Origin of the sequence: Polaromonas sp., from assembly GCF_030682935.1 — a bacterium.
Classification (GTDB): domain Bacteria; phylum Pseudomonadota; class Gammaproteobacteria; order Burkholderiales; family Burkholderiaceae_C; genus Polaromonas.
The window spans coordinates 1-13,791 of sequence record NZ_JAUXNA010000104.1 but is presented as its reverse complement, the minus strand read 5'-3'; the positions used below and the strand labels follow the sequence as shown (position 1 = coordinate 13,791).

The following is a 13,791-nucleotide window of genomic DNA, read 5'->3' as shown; positions in this document are numbered from 1 at the left end:
CCCCGGCGCGCTGTTTCACGCGGTGCGCAAGCCCAGCACCCTGATGCGCATCAACTTTGCGACCACGCAGGAGGCGGCATTCTGGACGGTGTTTGCGCGGCTGCGGGACCGGATGACCTAAGGAAACTCTGCATAACTCCCTCAGTTGTGTGCTTGATGTAAGCCGCAGCTGAGAAAATATCGCCTATGAAGCAAGCCGCCTTGAACCTCAATCTCAGCGTGAAGAAGACCCGCAAGCAAGTGTTCCTGGAGCAGATGGATCAAGTGGTTCCATGGGCTGCGTTGGTCAAACTCATTGCTCCGTACTACCCAGAAGGTCGTACAGGCCGACCACCATTTTCTTTATTGACAATGCTTCGGATCCACTTCATGCAGCAATGGTTCACGCTGTCGGACCCGGCCATGCAAGAGGCGTTCTTCGACACACCGCTGTACCGTGAATTCGCCCAGCTTGAAGAGTTCTCCCGCATGCCTGATGAATCGACCATCCTGCGCTTTCGCCACCGGCTGGAAAAGCACAAACTGGCAGAGCAAATTTTGCTCACCGTCAACGAGCTTCTGAGCAAACAAGGCTTGCTACTCAAGGCGGGCACCGCAGTCGATGCCACCCTGATCCCGGCACCGTGCGCCACCAAAAACAAAGACAAGGCACGCGACCCCGAGATGCATTCCAGCAAGAAGGGCAACCAGTGGTACTTTGGCATGAAGGCCCATATTGGCGTCGATTCCGATTCTGGATTGGTACATACCGTGCGCGGCACATCCGGTCATGTGGGTGATGTGACAGAAGGCAACTCACTAATGCATGGAGAAGAAACCGTCGCCTTTGGCGATGCTGGCTACCAGGGAATTGACAAGCGTCCTGATGCCAGGACGGGTGTTACCTGGCATATCGCCATGCGTCCGGGCAAGCGAAAGGCACTCGACAAAGAAAATGAGGCCGATGCGCTGATTGAGCAGACTGAAAAGTTCAAGGCAGGCATTCGGGCCAAGGTGGAACATCCGTTTCGGGTGATCAAGCGCCAGTTTGGATTTGTGAAGGTTCGCTATCGCGGGCTCAAGAAAAACACGGCGCAGCTCGTCACGTTGTTTGCGTTGTCCAATTTGTGGATGGTGCGCAGCAAATTGATGGTGACTGGGGCATGAGTGCGCCCGAAAACGGGGCAAGTGCCCTGCCAAGGGTGAAGAAAGTCCTTGGGGGCGGAAAAATAGTCGAAATTTCTGGAGCTTGCCCGAAAAATTCCACTATTTGAAAATCAACGACCTGCTACTTCAATTGGCCTCGAGTTATTCAGACCATCCCTAAGCCTTGGGCCGCTGCGGCGGCTCGTGGTAAACAGGGCATAAATTGCCAGAGGCCGCTGCCGTGCAGCGGCCTTTTTTACGTTTGCAGGTGTTTTATTGGCACAGGTGTTTTCATGAAACTCACGCATTCACGCGCCGTTGCCGTGATGGTTCTCGTCACCCTGATGTGGTCGATTGCAGGCGTCGTGACCCGACAGCTGGAGTCGGCGCGCAGCTTTGAAGTGACGTTCTGGCGCAGTTTTTTTACCGTGCTGTCCTTGCTGGTCATCCTGCCGGTTTTTCAGGGTCGGGCGGTTTTTTCCAGAATCCGCCATGGCGGCTTTGCGTTCTGGCTGTCCGGCGTTTGCTGGAGTGTGATGTTCACGGCCTTCATGGTGGCGATCATGCTCACGACGGTCGCCAATGTACTGATCACGATGGCGGCCGGCCCCCTGATCACGGCCCTGCTGGCGCGTGTTTTCATTGGCCATCGCATTCCATCGCGCACCTGGTTGGCCATCGGCATGGCGGGGGTGGGCATTGGCTGGATGTTCGGCGCGCAAATGGACTTCTCCAGCCACCTTGCCGGCACGCTGGTGGCGCTGCTGGTCCCGCTGGCCGGTGCCTGCAACTGGACCGTGGTGCAGTACAGCCGCGCCCATGGGCAGAACATTGACATGGTGCCTGCCGTGCTGGTGGGCGCGGCGCTCTCTGCGCTGGTGACCCTGCCGCTGGCCTTTCCCTTTTCGGCGACGCCGCATGACATGGGTTTGCTGGCCTTGCTCGGACTGGTTCAGCTCGCCATTCCCTGTGTGCTGGCGGTCATGTGCGCCAGCGTGCTGAAGGCGCCCGAGATAGCGCTGCTGGCGCTGCTGGAGGTCATCTTCGGCATCCTGCTGGCATGGTTCGGTGCCAACGAGGTGCCCGGATCAAACGTGTTGACCGGGGGTGCGCTGGTGATCGGCGCGCTGGTGGTCAACGAACTGATTGGATGGAGACAAAGATCATGAACAAGGAAGCTATGACAACAGAAGTAAAAACAATCGACGTGGCGGGTGATGTGGTGGTGGAGCGCCGGGGAAGCGCCGGACTCATCACGCTGAACCGGCCCAAGGCCCTCAATGCCCTGTCGCTGCAGATGGTGCGTGACCTGCTCAGCACCCTGCGCGCCTGGCGCGATGACCCGGAAGTTCTGGTCGTGGCCATCCGGGGGACCAACAAGATGGGGCGTCCGGGCACGCCTGAGAGCCTTTTTGGCGGTTTTTGCGCCGGCGGCGACATCCGGTTTTTCCATCAGGCGGCCTTGGCCGGGGATACGGCGCTGGACGAATTCTTTACCGAGGAATACACCCTCAATCACCTGATCCACACCTATCCCAAGCCCTATATTGCCTTCATGGACGGCGTGGTGATGGGCGGCGGCATGGGGCTTTGCCAGGGCCTTGCCCTGGCCGCCCCAGGGGGCAAAGATGAAGGTGCAGGCCGGGCAAGCCCGTCTGCACGTGCTCAGGGCGCCCGCGTACGCATCGTGACCGAGCGCACCAAGATGGCGATGCCCGAGACCAACATCGGGCTGTTTCCCGACGTGGGCGGCGGCTACTTCCTGAGCCGCTGCCCGGGCCACGTGGGCGAATATCTGGCGCTGACCGGCGAGGTCATTGGCGCTGATGAGGCGCTCGGCTATGGCTTGGCTGACGTCAAGCTGGAGGCTGCAGCCCTGCCATCGCTCTGGGCGAACCTCGGCGAGCAGGTCTTTGCTTGCGCTGCTGAAGTCGATCAATGGATTGCTACTGAATTGATAGCTGATGGCACTCATCCAGCATGCGCCACAGGCAAAATAGATGCCTATTTTTCATTGCTGCGGGTCAAGCACATCGTCGATGCGCTGGAAGCGTCGCCCGATCCTTGGGCGCTCAAAACAGCGGTCACCTTGCGCAAGCGCTCGCCGCTCATGCTGCACGTGGTGCTGGAGCAGATCCGCAAGGCGCGCACCATGACGCTGGCCGATGACCTGCGCATGGAGCGGGACATGGTGTACCAGTGCTTTCACCTGCGCCCCGGCACGGAAAGCGAAACCGTGGAGGGCATACGTGCGCTGGCGGTTGACAAGGACTACAAGCCGCAATGGAGGCCTGCGCGTATTGAAGACGTGAAACCGGGCATGGCCGATGCGTTTTTCGTCAGTCCGTGGAGCGCAGAAACGCACCCTTTGCGCGACCTTTAGGCAAGCAGCTGGGCCAGTTACATCAACGCTTCGCGAGATAACGCAGCGCTCAGGGCCTAAGCAAAACCCGGGTCAACCCCGTCTATTCTTGGTCCCTTTTTGAGGCTTTATGCCTTGCGGGCGTGCGATGAAGATTTAGCGGTTTCTGGACTTCATCGCGCGGTCCACTTCACGCTTGCCCTCACGGTCCTTGATGGTGTCGCGTTTGTCATGCTCGGCCTTGCCCTTGGCCAGACCGATCTCGCATTTCACCTTGCCGGCTTTCCAGTGCATGTTCAGCGGCACCAGCGTGAAGCCTTTCTGGTCGATCTTGCCAATCAGCCGGCGTATCTCTTCCTTGTGCATCAGCAGTTTTTTGGTGCGCACCGAGTCGGGACGAACATGGGTCGAGGCGGTGCCGAGGGGGTTGATCTGGCAACCGATGATGAAGAGTTCGCCGTTGCGGATCACCACATAACCATCGGTGAGCTGCACCTTGCCTTCGCGCACGGATTTCACTTCCCAGCCTTCGAGCACCATACCGGCCTCAAAGCGCTCTTCAATGTGGTAATTGAAGGTAGCCTTTTTGTTATCGGCAATGCGTATGGCAGCAGCAGCAGCCTTCGGGGAGAGGTTGCTGACTGGCTTTCCGGTGGGTTTTCCGGACGAGGCGGCGGCTGGTTTTTTGGAGGAGGATGCTTCTTTGGTGGCCATGGCTAAGAGTTAAGGGCGGCATCGGCTAATACAATTGCGCGCAACCCCGCATTGTATGAAAACCGTTCACAAGTCCGTTCTAATTTGGTACAGCGCCGCTGAAATGTTTGGCCTGGTCACTGACGTTGCCAGCTATCCGCAATTTCTGCCTTGGTGCAACCAGGCCTCTGTGCTGGAAGAAACCGCCGACGGCATGACTGCCAAGGTCGGCATTTCGATTGCCGGCCTGAAGCAAAGCTTTACCACGCGCAACCTGCACGAAAAAGACCGCAGGGTCAGCCTCAAGCTGGTGAACGGCCCTTTTTCCAATCTCGATGGCGATTGGCACTTTCTCCCGCTGGGCGACGATACCCAGCGTGCGTGCAAGGTCGAGTTCACTTTGAGCTACGATTTTAATAACGCGACCCTGGCCTCGCTGGTAGGCCCGGTATTTGACAAGATTGCCGGGAGCCTGGTGGACGCCTTCGTCAAACGAGCGTCCCAGGTTTATGGCGAAGCCTGAGGGCTGAAAGGCAGGTCACGCGTGAAGGTCTCGCTTGTTTACTCCCCCGCGCCGCGCCAGGTTCGTGAATGGAATCTGGTGCTTGCAGCGGGCGCCAGTGTGGAGCAGGCGCTTGCGGCAAGCCTTATTTTCGAGGCCTTCCCGGAACTGTTGACCGCACCCTTCGCGATTGGAATCTGGGGCCGGAAAAGCAGCTTGGCGCATCAGCTGCACGATAAAGACAGGGTGGAAATCTACCGTGGCCTACGGGTAGATCCCAAAGTGGCGCGTCGCGAGCGGTTTAACCGCCAAGGGGTAAAAAGCGCCGGGCTATTTTCCAAGACCCGCGCCGGTGCCAAAGCCGGTTATTGAAGTCCGGGAATTTTATAGTTTGCAGTCGCTGCCGGCGATGCCTTGAAGGCGCTTTGTTTCTGCTACACGGGCCGCGTCGTCCATGATTTCGCGTTCGCCCCGGGCATTGATGACCGAAATCCTGACGCCGGACTCAAAACTGGCGAGGCCTCTTTTAGCGCGTTCACAGTTGTCGGCCCTGGCCTTCGCTGTTTTTTCTTCTTCGGCTTTTTTGTTGGCGGCTTCCGCATCTTCTGCCTGTTTTTTCCGGGCTTCAAGTTGTGCGTCCTTGCCTGACAGCCGGGGAGCGCTGACTTTTTCCGCAGCGGCAGGGGAGGCGGCCACGCTGTTACCTGCGGGGGACCCAGGCGAGTTGCTGCTGGCGCCAGGGCGTTTCAAGATGTCTTTTTCCTGAATCTCGGCCGGTGGCGATCGGTCACTGAAGACTTTTCGCCCGTCCTTGTCAATCCATTGCCACTGGGCCCATGCGCTGATCGACAATGACACGCCAGCGATAGCAAAAATCAGGGTTCGGGGTACAAGTTTGGAGTCCATTTCGCCAGTGTAGCGTTGTGCAGTAAAGTTTTTCCAGGCACACGGGAAAAGCTTTTTTGCAAGACCCGGGCACAAGGCCTTGCCGGGCAGCGCGCGCGCAGTGGGCGCAAAAGACAAGGGTACAATCGCATTTTTGGAGCTTTCTCTATGCGCCTACTCGGCAAAGCGCTCACCTTCGACGACGTATTGTTGGTGCCAGCGTTCTCCCAGGTCCTGCCCAAGGACGCCTCACTTTCCACCCAGTTTTCCCGAAACATTCGCCTGAACATGCCGCTCGTGTCGGCGGCCATGGACACGGTGACTGAAGCCCGGCTGGCCATTGCCATTGCCCAGGAGGGCGGAATCGGTATCATCCATAAAAACCTGACGCCCCAGCAGCAGGCGGCCGAGGTGGCCAAGGTCAAGCGCTACGAAAGCGGCGTGCTGCGCGATCCCGTTGTAATCACCCCGACGCACACGGTGCGGCAGGTCATGGCACTCAGCGAGCAGCTGGGTATCTCCGGTTTTCCCGTGATTGATGGCGGCAAGGTGGTCGGCATCGTGACCGGGCGCGACATGCGCTTCGAGTCGCGCATGGATGTGCCGGTCAGCACCATCATGACGCCGCGTGAACGCCTGATCACCATGCCTGATGAGACCGCGACGCTGGCTGATGCCAAGGCGCTGCTGAACAAGCACCGGATCGAACGCGTGCTGCTGATCAACGATGATTTCGAGCTCAAGGGCCTGATCACCGTCAAGGACATCCTGAAACAGACCAGCTTTCCCAACGCTGCGCGCGACGCGCGTGGTCAGTTGCGCGTGGGCGCGGCTGTCGGTGTCGGCGCGGGTACAGAAGAGCGTGTCGAAGCCTTGGTCAGGGCCGGTGTTGACGCCATTGTGGTGGATACCGCGCACGGACACAGCAAGGGTGTGATTGACCGCGTGCGCTGGGTCAAGCAGAACTATCCCCAGATTGATGTGATTGGCGGCAATATTGCAACCGGCGCGGCAGCGATTGCGCTGGCCGAGGCCGGTGCAGACGGCGTCAAGGTCGGCATTGGCCCGGGCAGCATTTGCACCACCCGTATCGTGGCCGGTGTCGGTGTGCCGCAGATCATGGCCATCGACAACGTGGCAATGGCCTTGCGCGGCAGCGGTGTTCCGCTGATTGCCGACGGCGGTATCCGCTACAGCGGCGACATTGCCAAAGCCATCGCAGCAGGCGCCAACACGGTGATGATGGGCGGCATGTTCGCTGGGACCGAAGAAGCGCCTGGCGAAGTCATTTTGTTCCAGGGCCGCAGCTACAAAAGCTACCGCGGCATGGGCAGCATAGGCGCCATGCAGCAAGGCAGTGCAGACCGCTACTTTCAGGAGTCGAGCACCGGCAACCCCACGGCCGACAAACTTGTCCCTGAGGGCATCGAAGGCCGTGTGCCCTACAAAGGCTCCATGGTCGCCATCATTTTTCAGATGGCTGGCGGCTTGCGGGCCAGCATGGGTTACTGTGGTTGCGCCACCATTGAAGACATGCGCAATAAAGCCGAGTTTGTGGAAATTACCACCGCAGGCATCAGTGAGAGCCACGTGCACGACGTGCAGATCACCACGGAAGCGCCCAACTACCGGGCCAACTAAGCCTTCTGCTGATCCCCCCGGGGCGTCTGGCAGCAGGCGCCCGTTCATTGTTTCACTGAAAAACAGCCTAAAACTGCCCAAAACCGTTCGCCATGCAGCATTCCAAAATCCTGATCCTCGATTTCGGCTCCCAGGTCACCCAGCTGATTGCCCGTCGCGTGCGCGAAGCCCATGTTTTCTGTGAAGTGCATCCCTGTGATGTGACCAACGACTGGCTACGTGACTACGCCAAAGACGGCAACCTCAAGGGCATCATCCTTTCCGGTAGCCATGCCAGCCTGTGGGAAGACGAAACATTGCGCGCGCCCCAGGCCGTGTTTGAGCTGGGTATCCCGGTGCTGGGCATCTGCTTTGGCATGTACGCCATTGCCGCCGCACTGGGCGGCAAGGTCGAAGGCGGCCACAAGCGCGAATTCGGTTATGCCGAAGTGCGTGCCCGCGGCCACACCCAACTGTTGGACGGTATTCAGGATTACGTCACGCCGGAAGGCCACGGCATGCTTCACGTCTGGATGAGCCATGGCGACAACGTGACCGAGATGCCGCCCGGCTTCAAGGTCATGGCCTCCACCGATTCCTGCCCGATTGCCGGCATGGCCGACGAAGAACGCAAGTACTACGCGGTGCAGTTTCACCCCGAAGTCACGCACACCCCGCAGGGCAAGGCTATTTTGGAGCGCTTTGTGCTCGACATCTGCGCTGCGCGCCCCGACTGGGTCATGGGCGACTACGTCGCTGAGGCGGTCGAGAGGATTCGCCAGCAAGTCGGCGACGAGGAGGTCATCCTCGGGCTGTCGGGCGGTGTGGATTCATCGGTGGCGGCGGCGCTGATACACCGCGCCATTGGCGACCAGCTGACCTGCGTGTTTGTCGATCACGGCCTGCTGCGCCTGAACGAAGGCGACATGGTGATGGACATGTTTGTGGGCAAGCTGCATGCCAGGGTCATCCGCGTGGATGCCGCTGATCAGTTTCTCGGTCACCTCACTGGGGTGAGCGATCCAGAGGCCAAGCGCAAGATTATCGGCCGCGAGTTTGTCGAGGTGTTCAAGGCCGAGGCCGCACGGCTCAAGGCAGGCCTGGACGGCGCCTACAAAGGCGCGAAATGGCTGGCCCAAGGCACGATTTACCCTGACGTGATCGAGTCGGGCGGTGCCAAAAGCAAAAAAGCCGTCTCCATCAAAAGCCATCACAACGTGGGCGGCTTGCCCGAACAACTTGGCCTGAAGCTGCTCGAGCCCTTGCGCGAACTCTTCAAGGATGAAGTGCGCGAACTGGGCGTTGCGCTGGGCTTGCCGCACGACATGGTCTACCGCCACCCCTTTCCCGGACCAGGTCTGGGCGTGCGGATTCTGGGTGAAGTCAAAAAAGAGTACGCCGATCTGCTGCGCCGCGCCGATGCCATCTTCATCGAAGAATTGCGCAACTTCAAGGACGCCGAAACAGGCAAGACCTGGTACGACCTGACCAGCCAGGCGTTCACGGTGTTTTTGCCCGTCAAAAGTGTGGGCGTGATGGGCGATGGCCGAACCTACGAGTATGTAGTCGCCCTGCGCGCCGTGCAAACCAGCGACTTCATGACGGCGGACTGGGCTGAACTGCCTTATGCGCTGCTCAAAAAAGTCTCCGGCCGCATCATCAATGAAGTGCGCGGCATTAACCGGGTCACTTACGACGTGAGCAGCAAGCCACCAGCGACGATTGAGTGGGAATAGGCTGTTGACTGTGGGATTTCGCGCCTACTCAGGCCCTGAGTCACTCGAAAGATAAGCCCATGCGCACACCGCCCATCCCTGAAAATGAAGCGCTGCGCCTCGACGCTTTGCGCACGGCGTACTGCGCTTATGCGCCACGCGAAGATCGCTTCAGTTTGTGGGCCCATGCGCTGGCAGCGTCCGGAGTCCTGGATTGATTTTTCCCATGGGTGGCGCGTTTGGGTTGGAGTTTTTTCTAAGCCACATTCAGGAGACTTGAAATGCGGGCAATTTTCGGATTTTTGAGCCTGATGATCGTGCTGGTCGTGGTCGGCGTACTTGCGAAAAAGCAGCTGACCGCTTTGCCCGCCGGGTCCGTTTCTGTCCAGGCCCCGAATTCAGCGGATCCATCGCTCACCGCGCCCGCCACTGCACCGGGCGCCAGCCCTCAAGCGCAAAGCCTGCAGCTACAACAGCAAATCCGGGATTCGATGGAAAAGGCCATGCAGCAAGCCCGACCCATGCCCGATGAGCAATAAATTAATAAAAAGTCCCGTTGGCCAAATAGGGACGGGCATAAGTAGCTATCAAATAAGTAGTGTTTATGCCTGACAGCCGATTTATGAAATTGGCCTTGGCGCAGGCCCAGGAAGCCGCTGAGGCGGGCGAAGTCCCGGTGGGTGCGGTGGTGGTGCGGCGCGGCCAGGTTATTGCCACCGGCCGCAACGCGCCTATAGAGGGGCATGATCCGACAGCCCACGCCGAGATCGTGGCCCTGCGCGCCGCAGCGCAAGCGCTGGGCAACTACCGGCTCGATGAATGCGAGCTGTTTGTCACGCTGGAGCCGTGCGCCATGTGCAGCGGCGCCATGCTGCAGGCCCGGCTCAAGCGCGTGGTGTTTGGTGCGCCTGATCCCAAGACCGGCGCAGCCGGTTCGGTTATCGACTTGTTTGGGCAGGCGCAGCTCAACCACCAGACTCAGCTGACAGGCGGGGTTCTCGCTTCAGAAAGCAGCGCAATGCTGCAAGAATTTTTTCGCCAGCGCCGATCTGAACAACGCGAGCTTGCCAGGCAAGCCCATCCGCTGCGCGACGATGCGCTGCGCACGGTGGATGGCGTTTTCAACGGCCTGCCGGATTTCCCGTGGCTGCCACGCTACGTCAGCGATTTTCCCGCGCTGGGTGGTCTACGCATGCACTATCTGGACGAACACGAGAAGGACGGCGACCAGGCGTTGACCTATCTGTGTCTACATGGCAACCCGGCCTGGAGCTACCTGTACCGCAAGATGATTCCGATTTTTTTGCAGGCCGGACACCGGGTGGTGGCCCCCGACCTGATCGGCTTTGGCAAAAGCGACAAACCCAAGAAAGACAGCTTTCACAGCTTCAGCGCGCACCGCCAGATACTGCTTGAGTTGGTGGAGCGGCTCGATTTAAAGAACATTGTGCTGGTGGTCCAGGATTGGGGCGGTCTGCTAGGCCTCACGCTGCCCATGGCCGCGCCAAGGCGCTACAAAGGCCTGCTGGTGATGAACACCACACTGGCCTGCGGTGATGCGCCGCTGCCCGCCGGATTTTTGGCCTGGCGCGAGATGTGCGCTAGGTATCCGGAGTTTGATGTGGCGCGTCTGCTGGCCCGCGGGAACCCGCAGATGAGTCCGGAAGAATGCAAGGCCTATAGCGCGCCCTTTCCAGACAAAGGCCACCGCGCCGCATTGCGCGCCTTTCCCGCCATGGTGCCGGCGTCTGAAGAAGCCGACGGCGCAGCCGTTTCGCGCGAAGCACGGGAATTCTGGCGCGAACGCTGGACCGGGCAGGCGCTGATGGTGATCGGCGCGCAAGACCCGGTGCTGGGCGAGCCCGTCATGCGCACCTTGCAGTCGCTCATTCGTGGCTGCGAGGAAGCCGTGGTGCTGCCGCAGGCCGGGCATTTCGTGCCTGAGCAGGGCGAACAGGTTGCGCAGCGCGCAGTGCATTTTTTCAGATTTTGAGCAGCGGGATGCAGTGGGATACTTGTACCTGTGAAAAAACATATCTATATCTACTCGCCCTCCAGCGCCGTGCGGGACAAGGCAAGCTTCAAGCGCGGCGTGAAGCGGCTCCAAACCCTGGGTCACGAGGTCGAAATTGACGAGGCCGCACTGGCGAGTCACCAGCGTTTTGCGGGCGACGATGAAACCCGGCTTGCCGCCATCCACCGTGCGGCGGCCAGTGGCGCCGATGTCGCCCTGATTTCGCGCGGCGGTTATGGCCTCACGCGCATCCTGCCGGGTATCAACTACAAGGCGGTGGCCAAGGCTATCGCCAAGGGCACCCAGTTTGTGGGCTTGAGCGATTTCACGGCGTTCCAGACGGCAGTTCTGGCCAAAACCGGCGCAGTGACCTGGGCCGGCCCGGCGCTGGGTGAAGACTTTGGCAGCGCGGCCACACCAGACGACATCATGGAGGCCTGCTTTGACGACCTGATCACGGGGCAGGGCGAGGGCGCGGGCTGGCAGCTTCCCAAAAATGCTATTAATTCAATAGCTGCCTATCCAGGCTTAGCGGGAGAAGAAGGAGCTTTTAGCATTGAAAATGCGCTGCTCTGGGGTGGCAATCTGGCGATGCTGTCGTCGCTGGTGGGAACGCCCTATCTGCCCGTCGTCAAAGGCGGCATTCTTTTTCTGGAAGACGTCGGCGAGCACCCGTACCGGGTGGAACGCATGCTCACGCAACTGCTGCATGCCGGTGTGCTGGCGCAGCAAAAAGCTGTCATTTTTGGACAGTTTTCCAATTACAAGCTGGTCCCACACGACAAGGGCTTCAAGTTGTCAACGGTGGTGGCCTGGCTGCAGAGCCAGATCAAGGCGCGGGTGCTGACCGGACTGCCATTTGGCCATGTTGCCACCAAAGTGCTGCTGCCGGTCGGCTTTAAAACCACGCTGGCTGTCGAGGGAAGAGATGCCTTTTTACTATGGGGCCACCAGCACTAAAGGCCTTTGGGTGAACGCCTGGCCGCCCCCTGTCAGTGGGTCAGCGGGCTAGGCCTGGAACTCAGGCCACGGGGCAGAAGTCCCTCGAATTTTTTAGTGATGCCGGCCAGTTTTTCCCGTGCAATGGTTTCTCCGTGTACGGCCGCCAACACGGTCATGACATCGCCTCGTGCGTACCACAGGCCCTGGGCGTCTTGTGCATAGCGAACGTGGCGGATGATGTTGGGGTAGTTCTTTTTTCCGAACTCCCCCATCGCATCCAGAATCAGTTCCCGGATGTCGTCGGTGCGGTCTTGCCGCACCGAAGGCGCGATATCCACCGAACCGAGCAAAGCCATGAAGCTGCTTTTTAAATTGGGTTTAAACCATTCCATAAGGCACACACTTTCTGCCAGGCATGCTGGCCCCGCCCCGCGCAATTAGCAGCGGGCAAAAGGATCGCTCTTGAGTAGGGATGAGTAGCTGTCAAATCACTAACTCTCATATTTGTGTAAAAAATCAATTTAATCATTTTAATTGATTTTTCAATAAAGGTAATAAAAAATATCCAAAGGAAGATTTCCAGATTTCGAGCGTCTTCCTTAAAACCTCGATGTCCGCGGTATATCGTGATGCGGCACTTGTCCCCCTCGGCAAAAACCAGTTCACCAAGACCCATGGGTCCTGATGGGGCGAACAAAAAAGCGGCATTTACCAAATTCCACATCGGGTGTATATGTTTTAATAACTCTAAATAACTACAAGCAATTGCAATAGCCCTATGGCAGAAGTTACCGTCGTTTTTGCTGATCTCACGGGAAGCACCGGGGTTTTTGAATCGCTGGGCAATACCAAGGCCACTCAGGCCATCACGCGCTTGACGCAATGGATTGGCAAGGTCTGCGAAGGTCATGGCGGGCATGCCGTGAAGTATCTGGGTGATGGCGTGCTGATGGTGTTTCCCCAAAACAACGAGGCGCTCGAGGCGGTCACCGAGCTTCAGCGTGTGCACTGTGAGCGCATTGAAAGCTGGCCAGATCCGCTCAAGATGCGGCTTCAGGTCGGCATGGCGCGCGGTGAAGTCGTGCAGCAAGACAGCGACATTTTCGGTGATGCCGTCAATGTGGCGTCCCGCCTGAGTGATCTGTCTGGTCCAGACCAGATTTTGGCTACCGAAGTCGTGATCGAGCAACTGGCGGCAGACAGCCCTGTGCGGTTTCGCTGCCTGGGCGCCCTGGACATCCGGGGTCGTAGCGAAGCCTGCGTGGTGTACAGAGTCGAGTGGCAGCCTGAAATGCTGTCGGAGTTCTTTACGCTGCGGGCCGGACTAACACCCGCTTCAGACCAGGCGGCGGCAACCGCCAAGGCCATCGAGTTATCGTGGCTGGACGTCCATACCGTGTTCATGTCGGACGATCTGCCCATTTTTCTCGGGCGTGATGGCGATGCACATTTTGTCGTGCAGGATCCACGTGTCTCGCGCACACACGCCAGAATTGAGTGGCTGGCAGGCAAGTTCTACCTGGAAGATGTCAGCAGCTACGGTACCTGGGTTCGATTTTCGGACAGTGCAGCGGTTGTGGCGCTACGCCGGCAGGAGTGCGTGTTGCCGCTCGAAGGTGAAATCGCGCTGGGTGCGCCCTTTGACGATTTCACTGTCCCCACGGTTAGTTTTAAGTTTCCTGTGGCCCGAGTCGGGGCGCAAAAGTAGTACGCGCTGGCACCAAGGCGCTGGAATGGCGATCTTGCGGATTTTTATGCCGCCGCCGGGCCGGGCCAGCATGCTCAAGGCAGGGTCTTCGTCGACCTTACCGGTGATGCGGTAATCGCGAAAACCGAGGCGTCCGGGCGATTGATGCCCAGCGATGCGGCGACCCGCGTGGCCAGTTTCAGGTCCGCATGGGCGAGATTGTCGACCATGCGCTGGCGAATCCTT

General features: G+C 59.0%; 16 protein-coding genes. 12 read left to right on the top strand and 4 right to left on the bottom strand.

Annotated features, from left to right (window positions below; genetic code table 11):
- The first annotated feature begins 186 nt into the window (after positions 1-186).
- The 3 genes from Q8K05_RS04770 to Q8K05_RS04760 all read left to right on the top strand — a co-directional run bounded on the left by Q8K05_RS04770 (position 187) and on the right by Q8K05_RS04760 (position 3,508).
- Positions 187-1,146, top strand: a complete 960-nt coding sequence (locus Q8K05_RS04770; RefSeq protein ID WP_305245381.1) for an IS5 family transposase — start codon at positions 187-189, stop codon at positions 1,144-1,146.
- 272 nt (positions 1,147-1,418) lie between these two features.
- Positions 1,419-2,294, top strand: coding sequence for a DMT family transporter (locus Q8K05_RS04765; RefSeq protein WP_305245380.1), 876 nt, complete (start codon positions 1,419-1,421; stop codon positions 2,292-2,294).
- Positions 2,291-3,508 carry an enoyl-CoA hydratase/isomerase family protein gene (locus Q8K05_RS04760; RefSeq protein ID WP_305245379.1) on the top strand — a complete coding sequence of 406 codons (1,218 nt, stop codon included), beginning with the start codon at positions 2,291-2,293 and terminating at the stop codon, positions 3,506-3,508. The genes Q8K05_RS04765 and Q8K05_RS04760 overlap by 4 nt, the downstream gene beginning before the upstream one ends.
- Positions 3,509-3,643: 135 nt before the next feature.
- On the opposite strand, the gene smpB is transcribed toward Q8K05_RS04760, so the two are convergent.
- Positions 3,644-4,201 carry an SsrA-binding protein SmpB gene (gene smpB / locus Q8K05_RS04755; protein ID WP_305245378.1) on the bottom strand — a complete coding sequence of 186 codons (558 nt, stop codon included), beginning with the start codon at positions 4,199-4,201 and terminating at the stop codon, positions 3,644-3,646.
- Positions 4,202-4,256: 55 nt separating this feature from the next.
- Here smpB and Q8K05_RS04750 point away from each other — a divergent pair, with 55 nt between their 5' ends.
- Together Q8K05_RS04750 and Q8K05_RS04745 are read left to right on the top strand one after the other, a co-directional pair.
- Positions 4,257-4,703: a type II toxin-antitoxin system RatA family toxin gene (locus Q8K05_RS04750; protein WP_305245377.1), complete on the top strand. Its 447-nt coding sequence runs from the start codon at positions 4,257-4,259 to the stop codon at positions 4,701-4,703.
- A gap of 21 nt (positions 4,704-4,724) precedes the next feature.
- Positions 4,725-5,054 carry an RnfH family protein gene (locus Q8K05_RS04745; protein WP_305245376.1) on the top strand — a complete coding sequence of 110 codons (330 nt, stop codon included), beginning with the start codon at positions 4,725-4,727 and terminating at the stop codon, positions 5,052-5,054.
- A gap of 12 nt (positions 5,055-5,066) precedes the next feature.
- Here the strand turns inward: Q8K05_RS04745 and Q8K05_RS04740 are convergent, their stop codons facing one another.
- A complete protein-coding gene (locus Q8K05_RS04740) occupies positions 5,067-5,588 on the bottom strand; it encodes a DUF4124 domain-containing protein (protein ID WP_305245375.1) in 522 nt (173 codons plus the stop codon).
- A gap of 147 nt (positions 5,589-5,735) precedes the next feature.
- Here Q8K05_RS04740 and guaB point away from each other — a divergent pair, with 147 nt between their 5' ends.
- The 6 genes from guaB to Q8K05_RS04710 all read left to right on the top strand — a co-directional run bounded on the left by guaB (position 5,736) and on the right by Q8K05_RS04710 (position 11,876).
- A complete protein-coding gene (guaB, locus tag Q8K05_RS04735; protein ID WP_305245374.1) occupies positions 5,736-7,208 on the top strand; it encodes an IMP dehydrogenase in 1,473 nt (490 codons plus the stop codon).
- Between the two features lie 92 nt (positions 7,209-7,300).
- Entirely contained in the window at positions 7,301-8,923 is a 1,623-nt protein-coding gene (gene guaA / locus Q8K05_RS04730) for a glutamine-hydrolyzing GMP synthase (protein ID WP_305245373.1), read from the top strand.
- Positions 8,924-8,982: 59 nt separating this feature from the next.
- Positions 8,983-9,120 (top strand): hypothetical protein, encoded by a 138-nt coding sequence (locus Q8K05_RS04725; protein ID WP_305245372.1) that lies wholly within the window; start codon positions 8,983-8,985, stop codon positions 9,118-9,120.
- A 63-nt stretch (positions 9,121-9,183) separates the two neighbouring features.
- Positions 9,184-9,441, top strand: a complete 258-nt coding sequence (locus Q8K05_RS04720; RefSeq protein WP_305245371.1) for a hypothetical protein — start codon at positions 9,184-9,186, stop codon at positions 9,439-9,441.
- Between the two features lie 83 nt (positions 9,442-9,524).
- Entirely contained in the window at positions 9,525-10,895 is a 1,371-nt protein-coding gene (gene tadA, locus Q8K05_RS04715; protein WP_305245370.1) for a tRNA adenosine(34) deaminase TadA, read from the top strand.
- Positions 10,896-10,925: 30 nt separating this feature from the next.
- Entirely contained in the window at positions 10,926-11,876 is a 951-nt protein-coding gene (locus Q8K05_RS04710; RefSeq protein ID WP_305245369.1) for an LD-carboxypeptidase, read from the top strand.
- Between the two features lie 32 nt (positions 11,877-11,908).
- Here Q8K05_RS04710 and Q8K05_RS04705 read toward each other — a convergent pair whose 3' ends face one another.
- A complete protein-coding gene (locus tag Q8K05_RS04705) occupies positions 11,909-12,214 on the bottom strand; it encodes a hypothetical protein (RefSeq protein WP_305245368.1) in 306 nt (101 codons plus the stop codon).
- An 11-nt stretch (positions 12,215-12,225) separates the two neighbouring features.
- Complete coding sequence (locus Q8K05_RS04700; RefSeq protein WP_305245367.1) at positions 12,226-12,534, bottom strand: hypothetical protein; 309 nt, start codon at positions 12,532-12,534, stop codon at positions 12,226-12,228.
- A gap of 102 nt (positions 12,535-12,636) precedes the next feature.
- Between Q8K05_RS04700 and Q8K05_RS04695 the strand changes: the two genes are divergently transcribed.
- On the top strand, positions 12,637-13,566 hold the full coding sequence (locus Q8K05_RS04695; RefSeq protein ID WP_305245366.1) for an adenylate/guanylate cyclase domain-containing protein: 930 nt from the start codon (positions 12,637-12,639) through the stop codon (positions 13,564-13,566).
- The last annotated feature ends 225 nt before the right edge of the window (positions 13,567-13,791 follow it).

Bases quoted from the DNA above. Each gene is read 5' to 3' on its own strand.
- Q8K05_RS04770 (WP_305245381.1), top strand. From the start codon at position 187: ATGAAGCAAGCCGCCTTGAACCTCAATCTCAGCGTGAAGAAGACCCGC.
- Q8K05_RS04765 (WP_305245380.1), top strand. From the start codon at position 1,419: ATGAAACTCACGCATTCACGCGCCGTTGCCGTGATGGTTCTCGTCACC.
- Q8K05_RS04760 (WP_305245379.1), top strand. From the start codon at position 2,291: ATGAACAAGGAAGCTATGACAACAGAAGTAAAAACAATCGACGTGGCG.
- smpB (WP_305245378.1), bottom strand. From the start codon at position 4,201: ATGGCCACCAAAGAAGCATCCTCCTCCAAAAAACCAGCCGCCGCCTCG.
- Q8K05_RS04750 (WP_305245377.1), top strand. From the start codon at position 4,257: ATGAAAACCGTTCACAAGTCCGTTCTAATTTGGTACAGCGCCGCTGAA.
- Q8K05_RS04740 (WP_305245375.1), bottom strand. From the start codon at position 5,588: ATGGACTCCAAACTTGTACCCCGAACCCTGATTTTTGCTATCGCTGGC.
- guaB (WP_305245374.1), top strand. From the start codon at position 5,736: ATGCGCCTACTCGGCAAAGCGCTCACCTTCGACGACGTATTGTTGGTG.
- guaA (WP_305245373.1), top strand. From the start codon at position 7,301: ATGCAGCATTCCAAAATCCTGATCCTCGATTTCGGCTCCCAGGTCACC.
- Q8K05_RS04725 (WP_305245372.1), top strand. From the start codon at position 8,983: ATGCGCACACCGCCCATCCCTGAAAATGAAGCGCTGCGCCTCGACGCT.
- Q8K05_RS04720 (WP_305245371.1), top strand. From the start codon at position 9,184: ATGCGGGCAATTTTCGGATTTTTGAGCCTGATGATCGTGCTGGTCGTG.
- tadA (WP_305245370.1), top strand. From the start codon at position 9,525: ATGAAATTGGCCTTGGCGCAGGCCCAGGAAGCCGCTGAGGCGGGCGAA.
- Q8K05_RS04705 (WP_305245368.1), bottom strand. From the start codon at position 12,214: ATGGCTTTGCTCGGTTCGGTGGATATCGCGCCTTCGGTGCGGCAAGAC.
- Q8K05_RS04700 (WP_305245367.1), bottom strand. From the start codon at position 12,534: ATGGGTCTTGGTGAACTGGTTTTTGCCGAGGGGGACAAGTGCCGCATC.
- Q8K05_RS04695 (WP_305245366.1), top strand. From the start codon at position 12,637: ATGGCAGAAGTTACCGTCGTTTTTGCTGATCTCACGGGAAGCACCGGG.